General features: G+C 60.8%; 20 protein-coding genes. 11 read left to right on the forward strand and 9 right to left on the reverse strand.

What is annotated here, in order from left to right; genetic code table 11:
- The first annotated feature begins 16 nt into the window (after window positions 1–16).
- The 4 genes from I2I05_RS17570 (at window position 17) to I2I05_RS17585 (ending at window position 3,866) form a co-directional block, all read left to right on the forward strand.
- Window positions 17–964, forward strand: a complete 948-nt coding sequence (locus I2I05_RS17570) for a cation diffusion facilitator family transporter (RefSeq protein WP_196283570.1) — start codon at window positions 17–19, stop codon at window positions 962–964.
- Window positions 965–1,118: 154 nt separating this feature from the next.
- The gene (locus tag I2I05_RS17575; RefSeq protein WP_196283571.1) at window positions 1,119–2,084 is read left to right on the forward strand and encodes a cation diffusion facilitator family transporter; all 966 of its coding nucleotides are present in this window, start codon (window positions 1,119–1,121) and stop codon (window positions 2,082–2,084) included.
- Between the two features lie 81 nt (window positions 2,085–2,165).
- Window positions 2,166–3,335 carry an amine oxidase gene (locus I2I05_RS17580; RefSeq protein ID WP_196283572.1) on the forward strand — a complete coding sequence of 390 codons (1,170 nt, stop codon included), beginning with the start codon at window positions 2,166–2,168 and terminating at the stop codon, window positions 3,333–3,335.
- 39 nt (window positions 3,336–3,374) lie between these two features.
- Window positions 3,375–3,866 carry a methylated-DNA--[protein]-cysteine S-methyltransferase gene (locus I2I05_RS17585; RefSeq protein ID WP_196283573.1) on the forward strand — a complete coding sequence of 164 codons (492 nt, stop codon included), beginning with the start codon at window positions 3,375–3,377 and terminating at the stop codon, window positions 3,864–3,866.
- 5 nt (window positions 3,867–3,871) lie between these two features.
- Here the strand turns inward: I2I05_RS17585 and I2I05_RS17590 are convergent, their stop codons facing one another.
- Window positions 3,872–4,756, reverse strand: coding sequence for an alpha/beta hydrolase (locus I2I05_RS17590; RefSeq protein WP_196283574.1), 885 nt, complete (start codon window positions 4,754–4,756; stop codon window positions 3,872–3,874).
- 198 nt (window positions 4,757–4,954) lie between these two features.
- Here I2I05_RS17590 and I2I05_RS17595 point away from each other — a divergent pair, with 198 nt between their 5' ends.
- On the forward strand, window positions 4,955–5,734 hold the full coding sequence (locus I2I05_RS17595; RefSeq protein WP_196283575.1) for a tetratricopeptide repeat protein: 780 nt from the start codon (window positions 4,955–4,957) through the stop codon (window positions 5,732–5,734).
- 80 nt (window positions 5,735–5,814) lie between these two features.
- Window positions 5,815–6,549 (forward strand): outer membrane beta-barrel protein, encoded by a 735-nt coding sequence (locus tag I2I05_RS17600; RefSeq protein WP_196283576.1) that lies wholly within the window; start codon window positions 5,815–5,817, stop codon window positions 6,547–6,549.
- Between the two features lie 97 nt (window positions 6,550–6,646).
- On the opposite strand, the gene I2I05_RS17605 is transcribed toward I2I05_RS17600, so the two are convergent.
- Window positions 6,647–9,112 carry a M4 family metallopeptidase gene (locus tag I2I05_RS17605; protein ID WP_196283577.1) on the reverse strand — a complete coding sequence of 822 codons (2,466 nt, stop codon included), beginning with the start codon at window positions 9,110–9,112 and terminating at the stop codon, window positions 6,647–6,649.
- Between the two features lie 343 nt (window positions 9,113–9,455).
- Window positions 9,456–10,769 carry an amidohydrolase gene (locus tag I2I05_RS17610; RefSeq protein WP_196283578.1) on the reverse strand — a complete coding sequence of 438 codons (1,314 nt, stop codon included), beginning with the start codon at window positions 10,767–10,769 and terminating at the stop codon, window positions 9,456–9,458.
- A gap of 155 nt (window positions 10,770–10,924) precedes the next feature.
- Here I2I05_RS17610 and I2I05_RS22380 point away from each other — a divergent pair, with 155 nt between their 5' ends.
- Entirely contained in the window at window positions 10,925–11,614 is a 690-nt protein-coding gene (locus I2I05_RS22380; protein WP_196283579.1) for a phosphatase PAP2-related protein, read from the forward strand.
- Window positions 11,615–11,634: 20 nt separating this feature from the next.
- Here I2I05_RS22380 and I2I05_RS17620 read toward each other — a convergent pair whose 3' ends face one another.
- Complete coding sequence (locus I2I05_RS17620) at window positions 11,635–12,420, reverse strand: SDR family NAD(P)-dependent oxidoreductase (protein WP_196283580.1); 786 nt, start codon at window positions 12,418–12,420, stop codon at window positions 11,635–11,637.
- Window positions 12,421–12,467: 47 nt separating this feature from the next.
- Window positions 12,468–13,283, reverse strand: coding sequence for a phytanoyl-CoA dioxygenase family protein (locus I2I05_RS17625; RefSeq protein ID WP_196283581.1), 816 nt, complete (start codon window positions 13,281–13,283; stop codon window positions 12,468–12,470).
- A gap of 606 nt (window positions 13,284–13,889) precedes the next feature.
- Between I2I05_RS17625 and I2I05_RS17630 the strand changes: the two genes are divergently transcribed.
- Both I2I05_RS17630 and I2I05_RS17635 read left to right on the forward strand, forming a co-directional pair.
- On the forward strand, window positions 13,890–15,431 hold the full coding sequence (locus tag I2I05_RS17630) for a hydroxymethylglutaryl-CoA reductase (RefSeq protein WP_317192371.1): 1,542 nt from the start codon (window positions 13,890–13,892) through the stop codon (window positions 15,429–15,431).
- A gap of 481 nt (window positions 15,432–15,912) precedes the next feature.
- A complete protein-coding gene (locus I2I05_RS17635) occupies window positions 15,913–16,644 on the forward strand; it encodes a hypothetical protein (protein WP_196283583.1) in 732 nt (243 codons plus the stop codon).
- A gap of 75 nt (window positions 16,645–16,719) precedes the next feature.
- On the opposite strand, the gene I2I05_RS17640 is transcribed toward I2I05_RS17635, so the two are convergent.
- From I2I05_RS17640 to I2I05_RS17650, 3 genes are all read right to left on the reverse strand, one after another.
- Window positions 16,720–17,241, reverse strand: a complete 522-nt coding sequence (locus I2I05_RS17640; protein ID WP_196283584.1) for a hypothetical protein — start codon at window positions 17,239–17,241, stop codon at window positions 16,720–16,722.
- A gap of 43 nt (window positions 17,242–17,284) precedes the next feature.
- Window positions 17,285–18,490 (reverse strand): homogentisate 1,2-dioxygenase, encoded by a 1,206-nt coding sequence (locus tag I2I05_RS17645; RefSeq protein WP_196283585.1) that lies wholly within the window; start codon window positions 18,488–18,490, stop codon window positions 17,285–17,287.
- Window positions 18,491–18,663: 173 nt separating this feature from the next.
- A complete protein-coding gene (locus tag I2I05_RS17650; RefSeq protein WP_196283586.1) occupies window positions 18,664–20,340 on the reverse strand; it encodes a S41 family peptidase in 1,677 nt (558 codons plus the stop codon).
- A gap of 483 nt (window positions 20,341–20,823) precedes the next feature.
- Here I2I05_RS17650 and ruvX point away from each other — a divergent pair, with 483 nt between their 5' ends.
- Both ruvX and def read left to right on the forward strand, forming a co-directional pair.
- On the forward strand, window positions 20,824–21,285 hold the full coding sequence (ruvX, locus tag I2I05_RS17655; protein ID WP_196283587.1) for a Holliday junction resolvase RuvX: 462 nt from the start codon (window positions 20,824–20,826) through the stop codon (window positions 21,283–21,285).
- Window positions 21,286–21,338: 53 nt separating this feature from the next.
- The gene (gene def / locus I2I05_RS17660) at window positions 21,339–21,938 is read left to right on the forward strand and encodes a peptide deformylase (protein ID WP_196283588.1); all 600 of its coding nucleotides are present in this window, start codon (window positions 21,339–21,341) and stop codon (window positions 21,936–21,938) included.
- Window positions 21,939–21,956: 18 nt separating this feature from the next.
- Here the strand turns inward: def and I2I05_RS17665 are convergent, their stop codons facing one another.
- Complete coding sequence (locus tag I2I05_RS17665) at window positions 21,957–23,189, reverse strand: kelch repeat-containing protein (RefSeq protein ID WP_196283589.1); 1,233 nt, start codon at window positions 23,187–23,189, stop codon at window positions 21,957–21,959.
- Between the last annotated feature and the right edge of the window lie 58 nt (window positions 23,190–23,247).

The following is a 23,247-nucleotide window of genomic DNA, read 5'->3' on the forward strand; positions in this document are numbered from 1 at the left end:
CTGCGTAAGGGCAGGCATGAGTACAACCGCTTCCTCTTCCAAATTCGCCATTTACGGGGCCATTGGGGCCAATATTGCAATTGCCATCAGCAAGTTCACAGCGGCGTTTTTCACCGGTTCTTCGGCAATGCTTTCCGAGGGCATTCACTCCCTCGTCGACAGCGGCAACGGCGTTCTAATCCTGTTTGGCGTGCACCAAAGCGCGAAGGCACCCGATGCGCGGCACCCGTTTGGACGGAGCAAGGAACTGTATTTCTGGGCCCTTATCGTGGCCATTCTGGTGTTCTCGGTGGGCGGCGGCATGTCGTTTTACGAGGGCATCGAGCACATTAAACACCCGGCCCCCATCACCGACCCTACCTGGAACTATTGGGTGCTGGGCCTTTCGCTCGTATTCGAAGGCATTTCCTGCTTTCTGGCCTTCAAGGCTTTCAATGCCGACCGGGGCGACGCCGGCTTCTGGGCCACGCTGCGGCGCAGCAAAGACCCGGCGGTGTTCGCCATTTTGCTCGAAGACCTGGCCGCCTTACTGGGCCTTGTTATCGCCTTGTTCGGGGTATACTTTGGGCATTTGCTGAACAACCCGTACCTGGATGGCGCGGCTTCCATTGGCATCGGCATCCTGCTGGTATTGGTAGCCATCTTTCTCATTTACAAAACCAAAGGCTTGCTTGTGGGCACGGGCGTTGAAGACGAAACCTTGGTCGGCGTTCAGGACATCGTCCGGGCGCAATCGGGGGTGCAGCACATGCGGGCGCCGCTCACGATGTACATGGGTCCCACGGACGTCATTTTGGCCCTCGATGTTGAATTTGAGAACCGCATGACGGCCTCCGAGGTAGAAACCTCCATCAAGACTATTCAGAGCGCCATTCGGGACAAGCACCCGGAGTTCAAACGCATTTTCGTGGAAGCCAAATCCATTGTCGAAAAAGAGCGGGTGGGCAGTGCCACGGTTGACTAACCGCACCTAATTTTCGGCCATCTCTACTGCTTCCGCCGGTGCCTAGGTGCACCCCGCAGGCCAAGCGGCGCTTAACACAATTTCCAACTTCTCCGGCGTGGTCTGCGTAGGCCCAGGCAGCTATGCTGCGTATTTTTCACTCATTCCCTAGTTTATGGCCGGTGCTTCCTCTTCCAAAATCGTTGTTTATGGAGCCATTGTAGCCAACCTCGCTATTGCCGTTTCCAAGTTTGTGGCGGCATTTTTTACGGGCAGCGCGGCCATGATGTCGGAAGGCATTCACTCCCTGGTCGACAGCGGCAACGGCATGCTGATTCTCTTCGGCATGAACCGCAGCGCCCGGCCCGCCGATGCCAAGCATCCTTTCGGCTACAGCAAGGAAATCTATTTCTGGACCGTCATCGTGGCCGTCCTCATCTTCGCCGTGGGCGGGGGCATGTCGCTCTACAAAGGCTATCAGTACATCCAAAACCCCGCCCCGCTCACCGACCCTACCTGGAACTACTGGGTGCTGGGCCTGGCCATCGTTTTTGAAAGCGTGGCAAGCACCTTGGCCTACCGGGAATTCCGCAAAACCCAGGGCGATTTCGGCTTTTGGCAGGCCCTGCGGCGTAGCAAAGACCCGGCGGTGTTCGCCATTTTGCTGGAAGACTTAGCGGCGGTAGTGGGTCTGTTCATCGCGCTGGCCGGCATTTACTTCGGGCACCTGTTCAACAACCTGTACTTCGACGGCGGCGCTTCAATGCTCATCGGCGTGCTGCTAGTGGGCATGGCGGTGTTCATGCTGGGCGAAGCCAAGGGGCTGCTCGTGGGCGAAGGCGCCGACGACACCGTGCTGCGCGACCTCGACGCCATTGCCCGCCAGGACTCTGCCGTGGAGCAGCTACGCGCGCCCCTCACCATGTACCTGGGCCCAACCGACGCTGTGCTGGCCCTGGATATTTCGTTCAAAGGCCACCTGACTGCCGTGGAGGTAGAAGAAGCTGTGGAGCGCCTGCAAACTGCCATCAAAGCCAAGCATCCGGAGTTTAAACGAATTTTTATTGAAGCCAGCGCGCTCACGCACCACGGCGAGGTAGCCGGGCCGGGCAGTATCCAGCCGGCTTCTACACTGTCCTAGCATCGATTCTTACCGTTATGTCCGCGTTGCGGGTGCCGGGAGCAACTGTGTATGTGCAGCGCTTCCTGTTAGCTTATTTCTATGATTTTATCTTCCTCCAACCCGTTCCGTTCGTTTTGGATGGGCGGCTACGAATGCACGGACCAGCTCAATTGCTTCGGGCACCGCGTCGATTTCCTGCCCCTCACCGGCCATTTGCAGCTAATTGACGAGGATTATGCGGCCCTGGGTCAGTTCCAGGTGCGCACCGTGCGCGAGGGAATTCGTTGGGCCCACATTGAGAAAACGCCCTATCAGTACGATTTCAGCACGGTGCAAACCATGTTGGCCGCTGGCCAGCGCCACGGCATTCAGCAAGTGTGGGATTTGTGCCACTTCGGCTACCCCGACGACCTGACGCCGCTGCATCCGCTGTTTGCCCGGCGCTTTGCTGCGCTGTGCCGCGCCTTTGTGGCGTTCTACCGCAACCAGCGGCCCGACGATGTTCTAATTGTCACGCCCATCAACGAGGTCAGCTTCATTTCCTGGCTCGGCGGCGATGCCCGGGGCACGGTGCCCTACTGCACCCACCAGGGCTGGGAAGTAAAGTACGGCCTGATGCGCGCTTACATTGAGGGCGCTCACGCATTGCGCGAGGCCGACCCCGGCATCCGCATTCTCACCACCGAGCCGCTCGTGAACATTGTGCCGCCCCCACGGCCCACGCCCCGGCAGCGACGCGAGGCCGATGAAGCGCACCGCAACCAGTTTCAGGCCACCGACATTCTCTGCGGCCGCATGTGCCCGGAGCTGGGCGGCCGCCCGGAACTGCTCGACATTGTGGGCTTCAATTACTACTACGACAACCAGTGGCAGAACCACACCGACCTGAAGCTCGGTTGGAACGACGACGTGCACGACCCGCGCTGGCACCCTTTACGCACCCTCTTGCGCAACGCTTACAAGCGCTACCGCCGCCCCTTCGCCCTCACCGAAACCAGCCACCCGGGCCTCGACCGGCCGCAGTGGCTGCGCATGATTGGCGAGGAGTGCGCCGCCGTGGTGGCCGACGGCCTGCCGCTGTGGGGCGCCTGCCTCTACCCCATCGTCGACCGGCCCGATTGGGACCACCTCGACCAGTGGCACCAGTCCGGCCTCTGGGACGCTGACCTCAGCCAGCCCGGCCCCGCCCGCGTACTGCACCAGCCCAGCGCCGAGGCTTTGCGTGAGGCCCAGGCCCTGGTAGCCGCTGCCATCCCACCCAGCAGGTAGGTAGCAATCAAAATCACGGGGCGCTCCTACTTTTGCCCCATGACAACCACGGCGTACCTCGATTCTCCCTTGGGCCTGCTCGGGCTCACGGGTTCCGATGCCGGATTGAGCGCGGTCAGCTTTCATCACACCGAAGGACACACGGCTACGCCTTTTCATGTGGTGCCCGCTTGTTTGCAGGAAGGGCATCGCCAGTTGCAAGCCTATTTCGGCCGCGAACTGCGCGAGTTCAGCCTGACTTACGCACCCGCTTTCGGCACTGATTTCCAGAGCCAAGTATGGCAAGCGTTGGGCGGCATTGGGTACGGGCGCACAGCTTCTTACCTCGATGTGGCCAAGCTACTGAACAACCCCAAATCGGTGCGAGCCGTGGGCGCGGCCAATGGGCAAAACCCGCTGGCCATTGTGTGGCCCTGCCACCGCGTTATCGGCGCCGATGGCAGCCTGACGGGTTACGCCGGTGGCATGCACCGCAAGAAGTGGCTACTGGAATTTGAGCAGCCGGTGCGGCAAGGCGGATTATTTGGCTAAAAGCACTACGCCCCCACCATCTTCAGCAAGCTTTTGTAGATGATGTTGTGCTGCCAATACAACTGGAGCACCATGGGAATGTGGTGGCGGCCCGGGATGATGGTATAGGGCGCCGGCTGGCCAATGGCCTTCAGCCGGTCACGGAAACGGCCTGAGCTGCCGCTGATGCTGGGATATGTCTCGCCGCCGATAAAGAAAATAAACGGCGGCATGCCTGCCTTAATCTTGTAGATGGGCGACTGCTCCTTCCACACCACGGGGTCGCTACCGAAGGGGACGAGGTACTGCTGGTCGCCTTCGTACTTCATTTCCTTCAAGTAGCTGTACATATCAAGCCCCGCCGGGTCGTCCATAATGGCGCCGCGCACGGGGTTTTGGGGCAGGCCGTTGGCGGCGAGCAGGGCATTGTCGGTAGCCAGCAGGGCTGCCAAGCCGCCGCCGGCCGAGTGGCCCATCACGAATACACGGGCGGGGTCGCCGCCGTAGGAATTGATGTTTTGTACGGTCCATGCTAGGGCGCGGGCACAGTCGGCGGCTTGCTCGGGCACGTGTATTGGCGGGGCAAGGCGGTAGTTGATTATCACAGCCACCACCCCTTGCTTGGCCAAGCGGCGTCCGATAAAGGTGTAAATATTCTTGTTGCCGCTGGTCCAGCTGCCGCCGTGGATGAACAACACCACGGGGTAGCCAGCCGCCGTAGCAGCCTTTTCTCGGGGTGAATAGACGTCCAGAATGTTGCGTTCTTTATCGAAACCCGGAGCCGTGGTGGGCAGGTAAGCTACGTCTTTGGCGCGGCGGCTGGGGCGGGCCACCACATATTCGGTGGCCAGCACCACTACCACAGCGGCCAGCAGCAGGGCCACGGGCAGCAACAAAAAGAAACGACGCATACAGTCAGCAAGCAGTAAAGTCCGTCGCCAAGTAGTGGCGAGGTCGCTCACCTACGCCCTGGCACCCGTTACAGTTTGCCGAAGACCTCGGGAAGGGCTAGGGCAGGGCCTTGGCACTATTGGCTTTATCTTTGTCCGAAACCGTGTTCAGCCGTTTTTATAGCGGTTGGGCCCTTACCCTTTTTAATTTTCATCTCCGTGTTGATTTCCACTTCGCTCAAAACCGCTTCGCAGTCGCTGGCCGCATTTCTGCTGCTGGGGCTGTTGTTTGCTGCGCCGGCCCAGGCCCAGCGCAAGGGTCGTACCACGTCCGCTGCCAATGCCGATGGCAGCCTGGCTGGCACTACTTCGGCGGCAACTGTAGCGCAGCCAGCCCGGTTGAAACCCCTGTTCGGCGGCCTCACGCCCGCGCAGGCCACGCAGCTGATTGGCGAGGCGCAGCTCAAAGCCATTGCCGCCAGCTTTGCCTCCACCACCGAAGCCAGCACGTTTTTTACCACCAAAGGCTACGAGTACCTCCGCGAAAACCAGCCCGATACGGCCGCGTATCGCTTCAACTTGGCTTGGCTTTTCAATCCTCAAAATGCTGAGGCTTTTCGCGGTTTGGGCATTGTGGCCAGTGCCCAGCCCACGCCCGACGCGGCCATTGGCCTGCTTACCAAGGGCTTGGCTCTGTCGCCCAGCAGCACCTTACTGATGAGCGATTTGGGCACGAGTTACCTCATGCGCTACAACCAGACCAAGAAGAAAAAGGACCTCAAAACCGGCATGGAACTACTCCAACGCGTCACCGCCCTCGAGCCCAATAACGGTACGGCGTGGCAGCAGCTGGCCCGCGGCCTGTATTACGAGGAGAAGTATCCGGAAGCCTGGGAAGCAGTGCACAAAGGCCAGGTCCAAAGCGTTGGCAGCCTTGACTTTGACCTCATCACCGATTTGCTAGCCAAGCAGCCTGACCCCCAGGGAAAGTTCAAGTAAGCGGAAAGAAAAGGCACGGATTTGGCAGATTGAGCGTTGGCAGCCGTATAAACGGTTTTCTTTCACTCATTTTGGATAGCATGCGGATTCGCGCGTTGATTTTTGGCCTTGTAGCGGCGGGAGTATTTGGTACCTCAACAGCTCAGGCCCAATACACCCGGCAAGTGCGCCACTACGATTCGCAGGGCCGCCCGTACTACCGGGGCCCCTTGCACGTCACCCTCGGCGGTGGCACCGCTTTTTACGACGGAGACCTGGGCAACAGCCCAGCCGACAACTTCTTTGGGCCGGCCGTGAGCTTGGGGGTGCGGTACCGGCTGACCACGCACCTGCACATCGGAAGCGAGTTTTCGTTCGTCAACATGGGAGCCCGCGACCAAGCCAAGGAACGCGGCTTGGCCTTCACCAGCAACAACGGGCTGGGCACAGTCTTTTTACGGTTCGACTTGTTGCGCGACGAATCTATTTATGCTGCCACGCGCGCCGAAGCCCCCAAGTTTCAGCTCTATGTGCAGGGCGGCGCGGGGCTGTTGCTCTATAGTCCGCGCGCTTACACGGGCACGGAACGCCCCAGCTCAACAACGTCTTACTTCCGCCCCGAGCGCAACGACTACCCGGCCCTGGCGGGCGTAGCTCCCGTGGGGGCCGGCTTCCAGGTACGCCTCACCGACCAGTTGCGCGCCGGCTTGGAGGGCAACTACTACTTCACCACCACCGACCAGCTGGACGACGCCAGCACCCGTCTCGGCGGCGCCTCGCTCAACAAAGATGGATTTGGTACGCTGATGCTGAAGCTGGATTATTCGCTGCGCTAGGTTGCGCGAGAGCCAACCAGGCAGAACGAAACTCAGCCACACGAAAAAGGGCCGCCAGCAATGCTGACGGCCCTTTTTTCTTAGCTCCGAAGCTTATTTATTGCTTCACGAAGCGCTGGTGGAACACTTTCTGCCCGTCGCTCACGCTTAGGGTGTACATGCCCTTGGCTAGGCCACTGATGTTCAAGGTGCCGTTGCTGTAGGTAGCACCCGCGATGCGCACTCCGCGAACATCGGTCAGGACCACGCTGGTGGCTTCGGCATTGCCGGGCAGCACGAGGCGTACGGCATCGGTGGCGGGGTTCGGGTACACTTCCAGGCCGCGGGCTAACTCATTGCCGAGCGGCATCGAGTCGCCACCGGTCAGGCTGTAAGTGCCGCCCGCGATGGCCGCGCCGCCGGTGATGTTCACCGTGTAGTCTTCGGTTTCGCCGTAGCTGTAGGTGTTGCAGCTGGTGGTGGCTGCGTTGTCGCTCAGAATCACGCGCAGGCGGGTAGCGCCTGTGCGGGCCGTGGTGGGCACCGTGAAGGTGCCGCTGAGGGTGGCCGCGCTGGCGCTGCTGCCGCTCACCACCAATTCGCCGGCGTCGGTGAACAAGCCGTTCTTGTTGTAGTCAATGTAAATCTTCCAGTTCTCGGTGTAGGCGGTGCTGGTGAAGGCGGCCGAGAAGCGGATGGTCTGCGACGAACCTGCGGCAATGCTGGTGCTCAACGCTGTGCCGTTGTAGTAGCCGGCGTCTTTGGCCGACGTGCGGTTGATGGTGCCCAGGTTTACGAGGTCAATCCACTCATAGGCCTGGCTGGTGCCTTTGCTGGTGCAGTAGGTGGGCGTGCCGGTGGGGGGAGGCGTGGTGCCACCCGCTGCGGCGCCCACGCCCACGGCGTACCACGCATTGGTAACAGCCGTTACCTGGGCCGAACCGGCGCCATACAAGTCGGTAGCCGACTGAATGGAGTAGGTGCGAGCCGCGGCGTAGTTCGAAGAAGCCGTGAGGTACACACTCTCGGTGCGGTACGCAATTTTGGCGGCCGCGTCGATGCCGATACCGGTAACGCTGTAGGCGCTGCCGATGTCGTTGGTGCCGGCTTTGCCCACGCTCAGGATGTAGAACCAGTGGTTGAGCACGCCCGAGTTGGTGTGCACACCGCCCTGGTCATTAGCATTGCTGGGGGCGGTGCTGGTAGGCGCCCAGCTGGTGCCTTTGTAAGTGTCGGGCTGGCCTTCGGCGTTGGGGTTGCTCATCGAGCGCAGCGAAGGCCGCACTTTGTCGATGTCTTCGCCAATGAGCCACGTGGCTTTGGTGGGTGCCTTGTAGTACTCCACGCAAGCGCCCCAGATATCGGAGAAGCCCTCATTGAGTGCGCCGGACTCGTTGGCATACGTCAGGTTGGCGGTGCTGGAGCATACGGCGTGGCCGATTTCGTGGGCCGCCACGTCGAGCGACGTCAACGGGTCGAAGCGGCTGGCGCCGTCGCCGTAGGTCATCACCGAGCCGTTCCAGTACGCATTTTCGAAACCTACGCCGTCGCCGGGGGTGTCGTCGAAGTGCACGTAGCTCTTGATTTTGGCGCCGGCGTTGTTGTAGGAATTGCGGGCGTGAACGTTCTTGAAGTAGTCGTAGGTGCTTTGCGCACCCCAATGGGCGTCGAGGGCCGCGTTGTCGAAGTTGGCGTTGTTGTATTCCGTCCAGCTGTTGTCGGCGTCGATGAAGTCAACGGCCGTGGTGTAGCTGTTGCCCTTGCGGGCGTTGTAGGTTTCGATGCCCAGGCCGCGGGTCAGCTCGCGCAGGCGGTAGCCGCCGGTGGCGGTTTCGGTGGCGCTGCTTACCGTTCCCGAGTACTTGGTCGCAAACGAACCAGTAGCCGCTACGTGCTTAATGATGTTGTCCTGCAACACCACCTTGCCCGTGCGGGCATCGATGTAGATATAAGCGCGGCTGACGGGCTGCTGCGCATACACGTTGAATTTCCAAGCCAGTACCAGGGGCGCGTTATCGGCGCTGATGCGGCGGTCGCGCACAATCACCAGCTCGCCCTTGGGCAGGTAGGTGGCGGCCTGGTCGTTTTCCTGCTGCTTCAGGCCGGCCTCTTCGGCGGGGTCCTGCCACATGTATTTGCGGGCGCCTACTTTGGCCAGAGCCCGGCTTAGGGCGGTGGCTTCGTTCAGGGCGGGCGTGGTGTTGAGGCCAGCGATTTTCTCAAAGTCGCCGCTGATGCTCTCAATAGCCCCGCCTTTGGCGTGCACGTTATAGTCGGCGTGCTCTACGCGCACGCCTTTGTAGTACTGCGAGAATTTCTGGTGGGTGAAGCCCAACTGGTCCAGCTCGGTGCGGGCGGGCCGCAGCTGGTCGTCGCTGGTGAGGCCCAGCTGCTGGCGCAGCACTTGGGCCGCTTCGCTGGCCTTGTAGCTGGCCTTGCCGGCCGCGTTGAATTGCACCAGTTCGGGCTGGTTGTCGGCCCCTACCACTTTTGCCTGAATGCGGGAAGCGTCCTGCGCCTGCGCCGTGGTGGATGCCAATGTGCCGAGCAATAGAAGTGCAGCAGCAGAGTATTGTTTTCTCATGTAAACCGTTTGGAGTTGTTGTAAAAAGTTGAACTGCAGAATTGAATATTTCGCATCAATTCCACTGCAACCTAGTCATTTTGTTTACTACAAACTGCTTTTGTTGTAAATTTTATTGAAAAGCCCGGATTTTATAAATCAAAAGCGAAACAAATAGTATTCTAACAAATAGAAACATTCTTTTACCCTGAATAAATAAACGGGTCGATTTTTGCTAGCGTCAAGTCGCACTCGGAGGGTGCACTAGCCCTTTGGATTGTGGATTGATTTTTCCATCCCGGCACGCGCGCTCTTTCTGCGGCTGTGCCAGCAGCCGAAGTAGACGCACCAACCGAATCAGCCCTTATGGCTTCTTCGCTCCCAGGTAGTCGGCCGCCAGCGTGGCCAGGGTTTTCACGCCCAGTGTGAGGCCGCTTTCGTCGATGTGGAAACCGGCGGTGTGGTGGTCGGCGGCAGTGGCGGGGTCCTGCCCTTTGGCCATGCCACCCACAAATAAAAACAGGCCGGGTACTTTTTCCTGGTAGTAGGCGAAGTCTTCGGCACCGGTCACGGCTTTGATTTCGCGCACGTTGCCGGACCCCGCGGCGGCTTGCAGCGTGGGCAGCATCCGCGCCGTTAGGGCGGGGTCGTTGCTGGTCACGGGCACGTAGGGCTCAATGGTGACCTCGGCGGTGGCGCCGGCGCTCTCGGCAATATTGGTGGCAATGCGACGGATGGAGGCCCATATCTGCTTCTGCACGTCGGTGTTGAGGGCGCGGATGGTGCCGCTCATTTCCACATCGGGCGGGATGACGTTGTAGCGTACGCCAGCGTTGATGGTGCCCACCGTGACCACGGCCGCGTCGTCAATCAGCTTCACTTGGCGGCTCACGATGGTTTGCAGGCCCATGATAATCTGGGCGGCCGTCACCACCGGGTCCACGCTGTTCCAGGGGTAGGCGCCGTGAGCCCCTTTGCCGCTCACTTTAATGGTAAACCGGTCGGACGAGGCCATGGTGCCGCCTGGGCGGTAGGCCAGCTTGCCCACTTCGGTCTGGGCGTTGATGTGCACGCCGAATACGGCATCCACTTTGGGCTGGTCTAGCACGCCTTCCTTTACCATGAGCTTGGCGCCGCCCTCCACGCCCGGCAAGGACCCCTCCTCGGCGGGCTGAAAGATGAATTTCACGGTGCCGGGCAGGTCTTTTTTCACTTGGCTCAGTACCTCGGCCGCGCCCATGAGCATGGCCACGTGGGTGTCGTGCCCGCAGGCGTGCATCACGCCCACGGGCTGGCCCAGGTAGGTGGCTTTTTCTTTGGAAGCAAAGGGCAAGTTGTTGGATTCGATAATGGGCAGGCCGTCCATGTCGGCGCGCAGGGCCACCACGGGACCGGGCTTGCCGCCGCGCAAAATGCCCACCACGCCGGTGCGGGCCACGCCGGTTTGCACTTCCAAGCCCAGCTTTTTGAGGTGCGCGGCAATGATGCCGGCCGTGCGGGTTTCCTGGTTGCCTAGTTCGGGGTGCTCGTGGAAATCGCGCCGCCAGGCAATCACTTTGCCTTCCTGCTGGGCCGCCAGCTGGGCAATGCGGGTGTTGAGGGCCGTGTTTTGGGCCTGGGCAGTCAGGCCAATGGTGTTCAGCAAAACACCAGCAAAAAGAGTAGTAGCAAGGCGCATAAGACCGGAGTGTGTGAATGAAATCAATTCGAAGACGTGGGGTTCATTGGCAGGCAATGTTACGCCACAGGCAGGAACTCCCGGGCTACTGTTCAGGCTGCGGCGTATTTTTGCGGCGGCTTCGCTGACCATTTTCTACCCAACCGTTCTGCCCTGTGGCTTCGCTCCTCGAACCCGTTGATTTGCATCCTACCCAACCAGCTCCGCAGGTTTATCAGCCCCGCCAGCAGAAATGGTCGGAGGCTTGGGCAAGGGCGGGCTTCCGGGGGCGGCTGGGGCTGGTACTGGGGCTGCTGCTGGGCTTGCTGGCGGTGGTGCCGCACTTCTACCATTTTGTGCAGTCGCGCCCCGGCCAGCAGCTCGCCGACCCATTGTTGGCGCTGCTGCCAGTGCACGACGTGTCGGCCGCCACGTTTGCGCTGATTTACGGCGGCATTGCGGCGGCATTGGTGTTTCTGCTGCCACGGCCGCCATTGCTGCTGCGGGCTTTGTGGGGGTATTTTTTGCTGCAGCTGCTCCGGATGCTGACGCTGTGGCTGGTGCCGCTGGACCCACCCGCCGCCCTAATCACGCTGCGCGACCCGGTGATAGACCGCCTTTTTGAAGTGACTACGCAGCCCATCGTGCGCGACTTGTTCTTCTCGGGCCACACGGCTACCATGGCCCTGCTGGCCCTGGCGGTGCGGGGCCGCAACTGGGGCCGTGTTCTGACGCTGATGACCATGGCCGTGGGCACCTTGGTGCTTGTGCAGCGCGTACACTACTCCTACGATGTGCTGGTTGCGCCGCTCTTCGCGTGGTTCGCCTACCAACTGGCTGGGCAGATTAGCCGAAGCAAGAAGTAGCCTTCTCACCCGAGACCGGCCTACAAGTACTTCTCGTAGATGCCGGCCGCGATTTTCTCCACAATGCCTTTGGGCACGAAGCTGGTAAGGCCAGCCGAAACTTTGTTTAAGACGCCGGGCACGACTTCGGCCTCGCCGGCCAGCATGCCGGCTACGGCAACGTCGGCCACGGCTTCGGCACTCATCGATACTTTATTGGCGGTGGCTTGCAGTTCGGCGCCCATGCCGGCACGGTCGGCAAAGCTGGTGGTGGTGGCGCCGGGACACAGGCAGGTGACGGAGACGTTACTGTGTTTTAGCTCGTAGCGCAGGCCGCGGCTGAAGCTGAGCAGAAAGGCTTTGCTGGCCGCGTAAAGCGCCAACGACGGCACGGCTTGGTAGGCCGCGGTGCTGGCCACGTTCAGCACGTAGGCCCGGGGGACTTGGTGCAGTGCGGGCAGCAGCAGGTGCGTGAGGGCCACGGGCAGCGCCATGTTTAGCTGTAGCATGTTTTGCTGTTCGGCGAGGCGGAGGGACTCGAAGCGGCCCCAGAGGCCGTAGCCGGCGTTGTTCACCAGCACGGCCAACTGCCCGCTTGCCTGCTGCACGCCCCATTCGGCCACGGTTTCGGCGGCACCGGGAGCGGCCAGGTCCAGGGCCAGTACATGCGCCTGGCGCTGGTGATGCTGCGCTATTTCCTGCGCCAGAGCCCGGAGTTGGTCTTCGGACCGCGCCACCAGGAGTAAGTCGTAGCCGCGCTGGGCGAGCAGCAGTGCAATGGCGCGGCCAATGCCGCGCGAGGCGCCGGTAACAAGTGCGTAAGCCATAATTGTCTTGCTTTATCGGTGGGCTGCGTAGCGCAGGCCAACCGCCATTATTTCACCAAGTGCAAAAAACGCAGGTAGAACGGCGTGGGACTGGCCGCGCTCTTGGGCTGGTATTTGCCGGCGATGATGGGTACGTACATCACGCGGCGGCGGCTGGCTTCGCCGGTGAGCGGGGAGCGCGCCACGCGGTGCCACATGCGGCCGTCGTGCACGGTGAGGTCGCCGGGTTCGGTTTCGATGGCAATTTCGTTGGGGTCGTAATCCACGTCTTTGTAGTACTTCTTCCGAAACAGCATTTTGTGCAGGCTTTGGCGGTGGGTGCCGGGTATCACGCGCAGGCCGCCGTTGGTGGCCCTGGTGCCGTCGAGGTGCAGGCCCACGTTAAGCATCGGCCCGATGCGCTTGCCATAGAACACGTCGCGCAACGAGTCGGTGTGCCAGCCCATTTGCGAGAATTCCGAACCGTCCACATTCACATAGTGGTTTACCACCAAGCCGTCCTTTTCGTTTTCGCCCACGCGGCCGCCGTCGGCTTCGAGCAGCGGAAACAGGGCCCGAAACCGCTCGTCGTGCACCAGCTCGTTCAGCACGGGGCTGTGCTGCGAGGCAAACGCAAAGCGCTGCACAATGCGGGCACCGTCCACGTCGCGGCCGTATTTGATGGGCACGCCGTTCACTTTTTCCACGCCGTGGGCCAGCCATTCGGCTTGCACGTCCTGCGTGGCTTTCAGGAGTTGTTGAACGTACTCGGGCGAAGCAAACGGGCGAAAGTGCAGAAAACCGTACTGGCTAAAAAAAGCCCGTTGCTCGGCCGTAAGGGCACGGCCCAACGAAAAGCGGGGATAGTCGCTAGATAAGAACATAGCAGAAAAGAGGTAGCCGGCGGGCATTCCGAAACACCGCACGGAGGAAGCAGATTCAGCCGCGCCACACCTTTTTTCAGGAAGCGGCCAGGGCAAGCAATGCAGGTGAGAACCGCACCAGGGCCCGGGAGTTTTGGGACCTCAACGATGCGAGGACGGACTTTGAGCTACCAATAAGGACTCATTGCATTCGGGCAGCGCCGCATCAAATTCATCCATCGCCGTTTCTATCAGCAGAGCATCAAGGCAATGAAGGCCGGTTTTCTGGTGCTTTCCGTGCCCGTTTTTTCAATAAAAAGTCATTTATAAAAGCCCATAAATTCTTTCACATTCTTTTCATCTTTATGCAGAAACGGCCTGCCAACCGCGCCCGAACGGGACGTGGCCGTCTGTGGAGGCCATCCGTCGAAAGGCACTGCAGGCCGCCACGTCCCGTGGGCAGCAGCGCAATTGAAGTGGCCATTAGCCCCATGTATTCCGCCGCGAAGAATGCGGCGGCGCTTGGATATTCCGCCTAAAAATCCCCACCTTCACTCCCGCGCACCAAACCGCTCTTTTCTACATCACCTCAGTTCCCACCAAACGATGGTCTTCACTCCCAGCCCCATGCTTTTGAAGCTGCTTTACACCCGCGGCAGCCTGCACAATTTGCCCCAGGATGCGGGCGTGGCCTTCAGCATCAAAAACCGGCTCGATACCGTGAAAGTCACCGGGTTCAAACAAGTGCAGATTGGGGGCGAGGTGATTCCGGCCGATAAAATCCGCGTGGACCTGGGCAACGGCGAACTACGGCCCGCTGCCGACATCAACCCCGACGGCCAGGCCATTGAGCTGCCCGTGGGCCGCACGCTCACCATTCTGCTCGACACCCCTGCCCTGGCCGAAGGCATCCACCCGGTACAGGTCTGGTTTTCGACCGATGCTTTCGGCGACCTGCACGTGGAAGTAGAAGACGCCATTGTGGGCGCTATCAACCAAAAACCCCGCATTCCGCGCTCCGAGGAAGACGACTATTCCGACGCCGCCATTGCGGCTCGCCAGCGCTTCGCCGAGCAGTTTTCGGAGAAGGAATTCAAGCATCTCAAACATTACTCTTTCGATGCCCACCAGCTCCAGGGCAACTGCGAGCATTTCATGGGCGTGGCCCAGATTCCGGTGGGCCTGGCCGGGCCGCTCACGGTGAACGGCGAGCACGCCCAGGGCGACTTCCTCATCCCGATGGCCACCACCGAAGGCACCCTCGTGGCCAGCTACAACCGCGGCATTCAGGTGCTGAATTTGTGCGGCGGCGTGAAGTGCACCGTGGTGGGCGACGCCATGCAGCGCGCCCCGGTTTTCGTGTTCAGCGATGCCCGCGGGGCCCGCGACTTTGGCAAGTGGGTGGAAGACAACATCGACCAGATTCGGCCCCAGGCCGAAAGCACATCGAGCGTGGCCAAGCTGCAGTACATCGACACGTATCTGAGCAACAAGTTTGCTTACCTGCGCTTCAATTTCAGCACCGGCGACGCTGCGGGCCAGAACATGGTGGGCCGTGCCACCTTCGCCGCCTGCTCCTGGGTTCTGGAGAATTACAAGGACCACAAAATCGAGCATTTCTACCTCGAATCGAACTTTGCCACCGACAAAAAGGCCTCGCAAATCAACGTGATGCGCACCCGCGGCAAGCGCGTGGTGGCCGAAGCCGTGGTGAAGCGCGACGTGCTGATGCAGCGCATGCGCGTGACGCCCGAGCAGCTGGCCTACCACGGCCAGGTGAGCAACGTGGGCGCCTTCATTTCGGGGGCCAACAACAACGGCGCGCACTCGGCCAACGGCATCACGGCCATGTTCATCGCCACCGGCCAGGACGTGGCCAACGTGAGCGAATCGTCGGCCGGTATTCTGTATTCGGAAGTTACGCCCGAAGGCGATTTGTACATCAGCATCACCATCCCGTCGCTCATCGTGGCTACCCACGGCGGCGGCACTGGCTTGGCCACTCAAAACGAATGCCTGCAAATGCTAGGCTGCGTGGGCCGCGGCACGGTGCGCAAGTTTGCCGAAATCGTGGCCGGCGTGGTACTAGCCGGCGAGCTCAGCCTGGGCGCTGCCATCAGCAGCTCCGACTGGGTGAGCAGCCACGAGCAGTACGGCCGCAACCGCTAAACGGCCAGTCCGGCCGAAATCCAGTACGTCCCCCTTGTCGCTTGCTTATTCGGCGACAAGGGGGACGTACTGGTTTTCGGCCGGTTTGTATGTCCCAATCGTTTGTTGCCCACCCACGCCCAATAGCCCTAGCCGTTATTGATTTAGTAGCGAAGCTCTACGATGGTACTAGGCAGTGAGCACCTATTCACGGCAATGCATCTACTAAGCCTGGTTGATGTGAGAATATTGCTATTTGCATCAACCTGAAAAATCATGCTTGCCCCTCAAACCTGGTTTCTAAGTATTCCCACGAGTAAATTGAGCAGACAACGAATGATATTTACGACAGATATTCAACATTTTGTGTCATCCCAACCGATAATATTTAGCGCAGGAACTGTCCAATCAACAGGTTTTGCATAGTGTTCTATCCCTGATTTCCGCTGCTGTTGTTGTAGTTTTGATACCTTTTTATTTCGTATCCCTTCAGTAACGGTTAGTGAAATATTCCTACTACTTATTGCTGCTGCTTTTGCTGGCCGGTGGGCAGCCAGCCTGGGCCCAGTCAGGCCGCGACCAAGCCGAGGCGCTGGTTGCGTACCAGCAGGCCAACTCCTCGCCGGCGGGCGCCGCGTTGCGCGCCTCGCTCAGCCAGCAGTCGTCGGGGTTTGTGGGCGACGGCAGCTTTGCGTTTGGATTTTTGCGCACGTATGCGGGCCGCTACCTGCCCATTCCGGGCCTCCGCTATCATGCGGGCCTGCAAGTGTTGGAGGTTCAGGATTCCGTCAACATCGAAGCCACGCACCTGTGGACCGCGGCCGGCTTGCGGGGTTTCGACGTGGGCGAACCCGACGACGAGGCCGTGCCCGTGCGCCGCTTCCGCTCCCGCTTGGTGAAGGAAGGCAGCGCGGGCGTCCGCCGCGAGTTTGTCGAAGTGCTCACCGCCGTCGATGCCGGGCCGCTGCTGCTTAGCTGGCTCTACTCCGTGGCCTTAACTCCCACCGCCAATGGCCACCGGCCGCTGGTGGCGACGCTGCTGGCCGGCCCCGGCACAATGGGCAACGAGCCTCTGCGCCCGCTGGAACCGACCCAAGCGGCTGTGCTCCGCCTCTTCGGCTCCCGGGCCGATGACGTGCGCACCTTCGCCACCACCAATCAATTGGACTATACCCGCCCCGCCGACATTGCCCGCATGATGGACCACTACAACCGGATGGTGGTGGTGAAATAAGGCGCCGAACGCTCGGCAACGAAAACGCCGGCTCACAAGGGCCGGCGTTTTCGTTGCCGAGCTATTCAATTGAGGCTAGAGCGGGGACGCCGTTACGCGAAACGTTGCGTCGGACCGAACGGTGAACTCCGTGGGGCTAAAGCCGCGCAGCTTGGTTTCCACGGTCAGTTCGTATTTGTCGGATTTCAGGTACTCGTCGAGCTTCACTTTGGTGGGCTCCAAGTTGATAATGTTGGTACTGAGCGGTACGGCCTGTAGGTTGGCCAACAGGATTTTGTTGTTGTCGCCGGGCGTGTTGATGTACACGTTAATCTTTTCCAGAAAGTCAAAGTTTGCGCCGGACGGGTTGGTCACCGTGAGCACCATCTTGTCGAGGTACACATCCTTCACCTTGTCGCGGCTGGTCTTGTTGTTGCGAAAGGAGTCTTCCGACTTCGTGGTCACACTCACCGGCGCCAGCTGCGCCCCCACGAAATACCCCGGAATGGTGACGCTTTGCGTTACATCCACGTTGAATGTCAGGAGCTTGTCAATTTTTTTACAGCCCACAAATACCAGCAGCAATACCAGCGGGGCCAGGAGCAAAATCTTCTTCATGATGTTAAACTAGAGTTAGCGTATTCTACGAAAGCGGCGGGTTTTAATCCATCAGGTCGGCCGCGCGGGGCGGGTCGGGCACAAAACCCGGATTCCAGCTCATGGGATACCGAGCATCAATATAAGGCAAAGCCGTTTCCGTGAGGTAAAGCGGGCGAAACGTGTCGAGCATCACGGCCAGCTCGTGAGTTTCCTTTTTGCCGAGGCTCGCCTCCACCGTGCCGGGGTGCGGCCCGTGCGGCAGGCCCGTGGGGTGCCAGGTGAAGGAAGCCAAATCGACGCCCTTGCGCGACATGAAATTGCCGGCCACGTAGTACAGCACCTCGTCCGAATCGACGTTGGAGTGGTTGTAGGGCGCCGGAATGCTGAGCGGGTGGTAGTCGAAGAGCCGCGGCACAAACGAGCAGATGACGTAGTTGTGGCCTTCGAACGTTTGGTGCACGGGCGGCGGCTGGTGCAGGCGGCCGGTGATGGGCTCAAAATCGTGAATACTGAAGGCGTAGGGATAGAAATACCCGTCCCAGCCCACCACGTCGAACGGCGAATGCGCGTAAGTCAATTGGTGCAGCAGCCCTTCTTTTTTGACCTGCACGAGGTAGTCACCCTCCGGAAATTCCTCGCTAATCAACTCCGAGGGCGGGCGCATGTCGCGCTCGCAATACGGCGAGTGTTCCAGCAGCTGGCCGAAATGGTTGCGGTAGCGGCGCACCGTTTCCACGGGGCTGAACGACTCGATAATCATCAGACGAACCGGCCCTTCTTCAAAATGCAGCTGGTGAATGACCGTGCGCGGCACCACCACGTAGTCGCCGGGCTCGAAAGCCACTTTGCCCATCTGGCTCCACAGCTCTCCCCGGCCTTCGTGCACAAAAATCACCTCGTCGGCCTGGGCATTCTTGTAGTAGTACCCCATCTGCTTTGCCGTCGGGTTGCAGATGCTCATGGTCACGTCGGCGTTGCCGAGCAGGGTTTGGCGGGCGGTCAGGTAGTCGCCGCCGGTGCTGGTTTGGGCAAGCGTGCGCAGGTGCTCGGGCTGCAGCGGCCGGTCTTTCAGCAGCTTGGGCGCGTAGGGACGGGGCTCGCCCACGTGCTTAATCTGGGTGGGCGGATGCACGTGGTAGAGCAGCGACGACACGCCATGAAAACCCAGCGTACCCACCAGCTGCTCCGAATACAGGCTACCGTCGGGCTGACGAAACTGGGTATGGCGCTTGCGCGGAATCTGGCCAAGGCGGTGGTAGTGCGACATGGGACGAGGGGTGGGATTAGCTACGCTGACCTTCGGTTGGAGGAGTGAAGTTACGGGACCAGCCTCTTATTGGGCTCTCTGTTCCTGCTTCCGTGGAGTACGCTCAGCAGCCCAATATGCACGAAGCACCCCACTCTTGGCACGACTTCTCCCGCTCTGCTCAGTAGAAACCGCTACTTCCCCAGCAGGGCCAGCTGCGCCGTGCTGTCGCCCACGGCGTGGAGGGCACGCTGCAATTCCGCATCCTGCTCGCGGAGCACGGTGTAGTACGCCACCGGCCCAAAAGCACTGCGGGCAATGAAAGCCTTCAGCTGGTTGCGCAGCAAGGGCGCGCACCGGCGCATGGCGGCCGCATCGGTCGTCACGCCGTCTTGCGCGGCTTGGGCCGCTAGGCTCACCAGCTGCGCATCGGTGATGCGGAAGGTGGCGTTGAATTGCTCGAAACGCAGGCCTTCCAGCTCCGCTTTGTGCGCTTGGTAGAAGGACAGCGCAAAGGCCCGGGCCACGCCGTGGCTCATCAACCGGGTGAAATAGGCGGAGTTTGCCAGCGTATCGCGGGCCACAAACACATCGGGCATGATGCCACCGCCCCCGTACACGGTGCGGCCGTGGTCGGTGCGAAAGCGCAGTTCTTTGGCGAAGTGGACGCTATCGGCAGAGGCCAGTTCGCCCCGTGCGGAGCGCCCCGTAAGCTCCCGGCTGTACTCGGCGTAGTTGGCGCCGTAGGGTTTTTGGATGGAGCGGCCGGCCGGCGTGTAGTACCGGGCAATAGTGAGGCGCAGCTCGCCGCCATCGCTCAGGGCAATGGGTTGCTGCACGAGGCCCTTGCCAAAGGTGCGGCGGCCCACCACAATGGCCCGGTCGTGGTCTTGCAACGCGCCGGCCACTACTTCGGCCGCCGAGGCGCTGCCTTCGTCCACGAGCACCACCAGGGCTCCTTCTTCAAACTCGCCGGCTACGCGGGCGTAGGTCTGCGAATCGTACTGGTCGCCCTTGCCGTCGGTGTACACAATTTTGCGGGAGCCGCCGATAAACTCATCGGCGAGGCGGGTGGCGCGGTCGAGGTAGCCGCCGGGGTTGCCGCGCAAATCGAGCACCAGCCGCGTGAGTCCTTGGCGGCGCAGGTCCACCAAAGCTGTTTTGAACTCGTCGTAGGTGTTCGAGGCGAAGCGGCTCACTTTGATGTAGCCGGTCTGCTCGTCAACCAAATAGGCCGCATCAACCGAGGAATTGGGAATGCGGCTGCGGGCGATGGACAGGATGAGCGGGCGGGCCAGCCCGCGGCGGCGCAATTCCATGACCACGTTGCTGCCGCGCGGGCCGCGCAGCAGTTCGGTGAGTCGCCCCGTACTTAGGCGGGCCCCCGAAACCCGCTTGTTGGCAATGCTCAGCACTTGGTCGCCGGGCTGGATGCCGGCTTGTTCGGCGGGGCCGCCGCTGAGCGGGGCCACCACGGTCATGGTATCGCGGAACAGGTTGAATTCGATGCCCACCCCGTCGAAATCACTTTGCAGGAAGGCGTCGGACTTTTCGCGGTCGCGGGCCGGGATGTAAACGGAATGCGGGTCGAGCTTTTCCAGCATTTGCACCACGGCGTAATCGGCCAGCTGCTCGGTGTCGACGGAGTCGGCGTAGTCGCGGTCCACGTAACTCAGAATCTCCTTGAAGCGGAGGTAGCCCCGGGCCGTCGCGTCCGGGTTGTTATCCGAAGGCCGAAACGGGTTGTTGGCCACCAAAAAGCCACAGCCCATGGCCAGCGCCAGCATCATGGCCTGTCGCCACCGCCCCTGCCGCCGCCCGGAAGCAGCAGGCCGACCAATTTCTGGAGCAGCGGGGAAGGGAGCAGGCATGGATTGGGTAAAAGTGCTAGCGAATAGTAATGCTTTGGATGGACACCAAAATTATTGAAATTTTCTTAGGTAAGTATTAAGAAACTGCTCAATAGAGGTGTTTCTCTAATCAATGCAATAGTTTATTTTTAAAACGCAAATACACACTTCATTCACAGACAATTGCCGGTGCTCACGTCATCGGTCCTCAGGCCGACTGCGGTGCAATCTATAATTTTCCCTGGAAGCACCAGAGTATGACCTGAGGCCCATAAAACCCGCGGAGCCGATTAAAATAGCGCGGCTTCCGGCAGGTTCGGCAGACTCCAGGATGCCCATTGCCCATGCTCCGGATTGGGCGCCGCTCACTCGGTAATTTTTTGTTGCAGTACTCCTACGGTGCGAAGGAGGCCAATGGATTGGGGGCCTCCGCCCCTGCCGTATCTTTGCGGGGGCAATACTTGCCGCACCGCATCACCGCCGCTACTTTCACCACCGGGCAATATGGGCCGCATCCTTGCCATTGATTACGGAAACAAGCGCGTGGGCCTGGCCGTCACCGACCCCCTGTGCATGATTGCCTCGCCGCTGGAAACCATTCACAGCCAGGACCTGGTGGCGTATGTACTGGCCTATCACAAGCGCGAGCCGTTGCGGGCGGTGGTGGTGGGCATGCCGCGCACGCTGCTCAACGAACCCACCGACGTCACCAGCGCCGTGGTGGGCCTGCTGCGCCGGCTGCGCCGCGAACTGCCCGAACTGCCCGTGCACGAACTCGACGAGCGGTTTACCTCCCGCATGGCCCACGCCACCATGCTGGCCGGGGGCCTGGGCCAGAAAGCCCGGCGCGACAAAGCCACCGTCGACCGCATCAGCGCCACCATCATCCTGCAATCGTTCCTTGAGTCGCCGCTGATGCGGGCACTGGAGGCGGCCAGTACCCCGCCGCCCACACCGCCGAGCTAAGCGCCCGCAACGGCCCCTTTTTTACCCTAGCCACTGACCACCAGATACCCGTTATGATTTATTCCATTGTCGCCATCGGCGACCCCGTGCTCAAGACCAAAGCCAAAAACCTGGCGCCCGACCTGGCTGCTGCGGACCTGCAGCAACTCATTGCCGACATGTACGAAACCATGTACTACGCCCACGGTGTGGGCTTGGCCGCGCCGCAGATTGGCAAGGCCGTGCGGCTGTTTGTGATGGATTCGGGCCCGATGGTGGAAGTGGACGAGGAAGACCAGGAAGAAGGCGAAGAGCTGGAAGCCCCCATCAAGCGCGCGTTCATCAACCCCGTGATGGTGAGCGAAACCGGCGAACTGTGGGGCTTCGAAGAAGGCTGCCTGAGCATCCCCGGCGTGCGAGAGCTGGTGCACCGCAACGCCGACATCGTGCTGCGCTACGAAGACGAAAACCGCCAAGTACACGAAGAAGCCTTCAGCGGCATGGCCGCTCGCATCATTCAACACGAGTACGACCACTTGGAGGGCGTGCTGTTCACCGACAAGCTGTCGGCCTTCAAAAAGCAGCTGTTGAAGGGCAAGCTGGCCCGCATCAGCAAAGGCGACGTGAAGCACGACTACCGCATGCGGTTTGCGGGCGACGGCAAGCGCCGCTAGAGCGACGGGGCCGGCTGCTTACTGCCGCACGATGCGGCAGGTAGCGGCTGGCTGCCCGGCGGCCTCCCAGCGCACTTGATAGAGGCCGGCGGCTTGCCCGGCTAGGTTCAGGTCGAACTTGGTGGAACCAGCCGGCACGGGTAGCGTACGCACCAAGCGCCCTTGGGCATCCACAACGGTTAATTGCGCCGCGGCGGGGCCGGGCAATGCCAGTGTGAGCCGACCCGTGGCCGACGGATTGGGGTAAGCCTGAAGCAAGGAGCGTGAGGCGGCGCCAGTGGTAGCCGTGACGACGCTCTCCACGTTCGCCCGCCACATATCGGAAAGGGTGGCGCTACCGGCGGAAGCGGTGTTGCCGCCCCACACGTAGAGAAAATTGCCCGCAATGGCGGCCGCTGCGTTGCGGCGCGGGGGCAGGTTGGAAGTGAAGGTGCGCAGCACGCCGGTGCTGGTGTTGTAGGCCGCCAGGTAAGACAGGTTGATAAAGTCGCCTATCAGCCAAATCACGTCGCCCTGCACGGCCACTGCCTGGTTGGAAACAGTAGTGGGAAGCGTGCCCAGCGCCTGCCACGTGTTGGTGGCAATGTCGTAAGCATCGATGCGGTTGGAGTTCGCCACGCCGTTGTAGCCGCCGAAGGCGTAGATTTTGCCGTTTACGGCCGCGCCGAAGGTGTTTTTGGCTTCGGGCATGGGCGCCAGCGTTGTCCAGATGTTGGTGGCGGGGTTATAGGAGCGCAGCTGGTTAGTGTAGACGCCCCCCGCCAATTGCCCGCCATAGGCATAAATCAGCCCGTTCCAGACGGCCACTCCCGCCGTGGACGCTGGCGTGGGGTTACTGAAATTGCCCGCAGACGTGCCGTCTACACGCAGGCTTTGCACGCTGGCAACGGGAGCGGCAAGGGTGGCGGCGTTGAGCGTATAAATCAGGCTAGCGCTGGTATTGGGCGCAATAATGGCCGCAGTGCCGAAGCGCTGCGCCGCCACTTGCCCGGAGCTGATGGGCGCAGTGCCCCAGCTATTGGCGGCGATGTCGTAGCGAAATACGTCGGCAGTTAAGGGGGCCGTCAGGCTGCCGCCGCCCACCATGTAAAAAGCGGTTTGGTCCTGGCAATAGGCCATGCCGTAGCGTCCGCCGTCGAGCAGGGCTGCCTGGGCCGTGAATGTGAGGGTGTTTTGCGCCTGCGCCGAGCCAGCAATACTGAGGCTCAGGGCAATGAGGACGATTTTTGAGAACGAGGAGAAGTGTTGCATAACCAGCAATTGCAGAAATGAAAAGGATGTTACCAAAGTAGGAGAAGCAGCGCAAAAA

This window comes from Hymenobacter jeongseonensis (assembly GCF_015694725.1).
Classification (GTDB): Bacteria; Bacteroidota; Bacteroidia; order Cytophagales; family Hymenobacteraceae; genus Hymenobacter; species Hymenobacter jeongseonensis.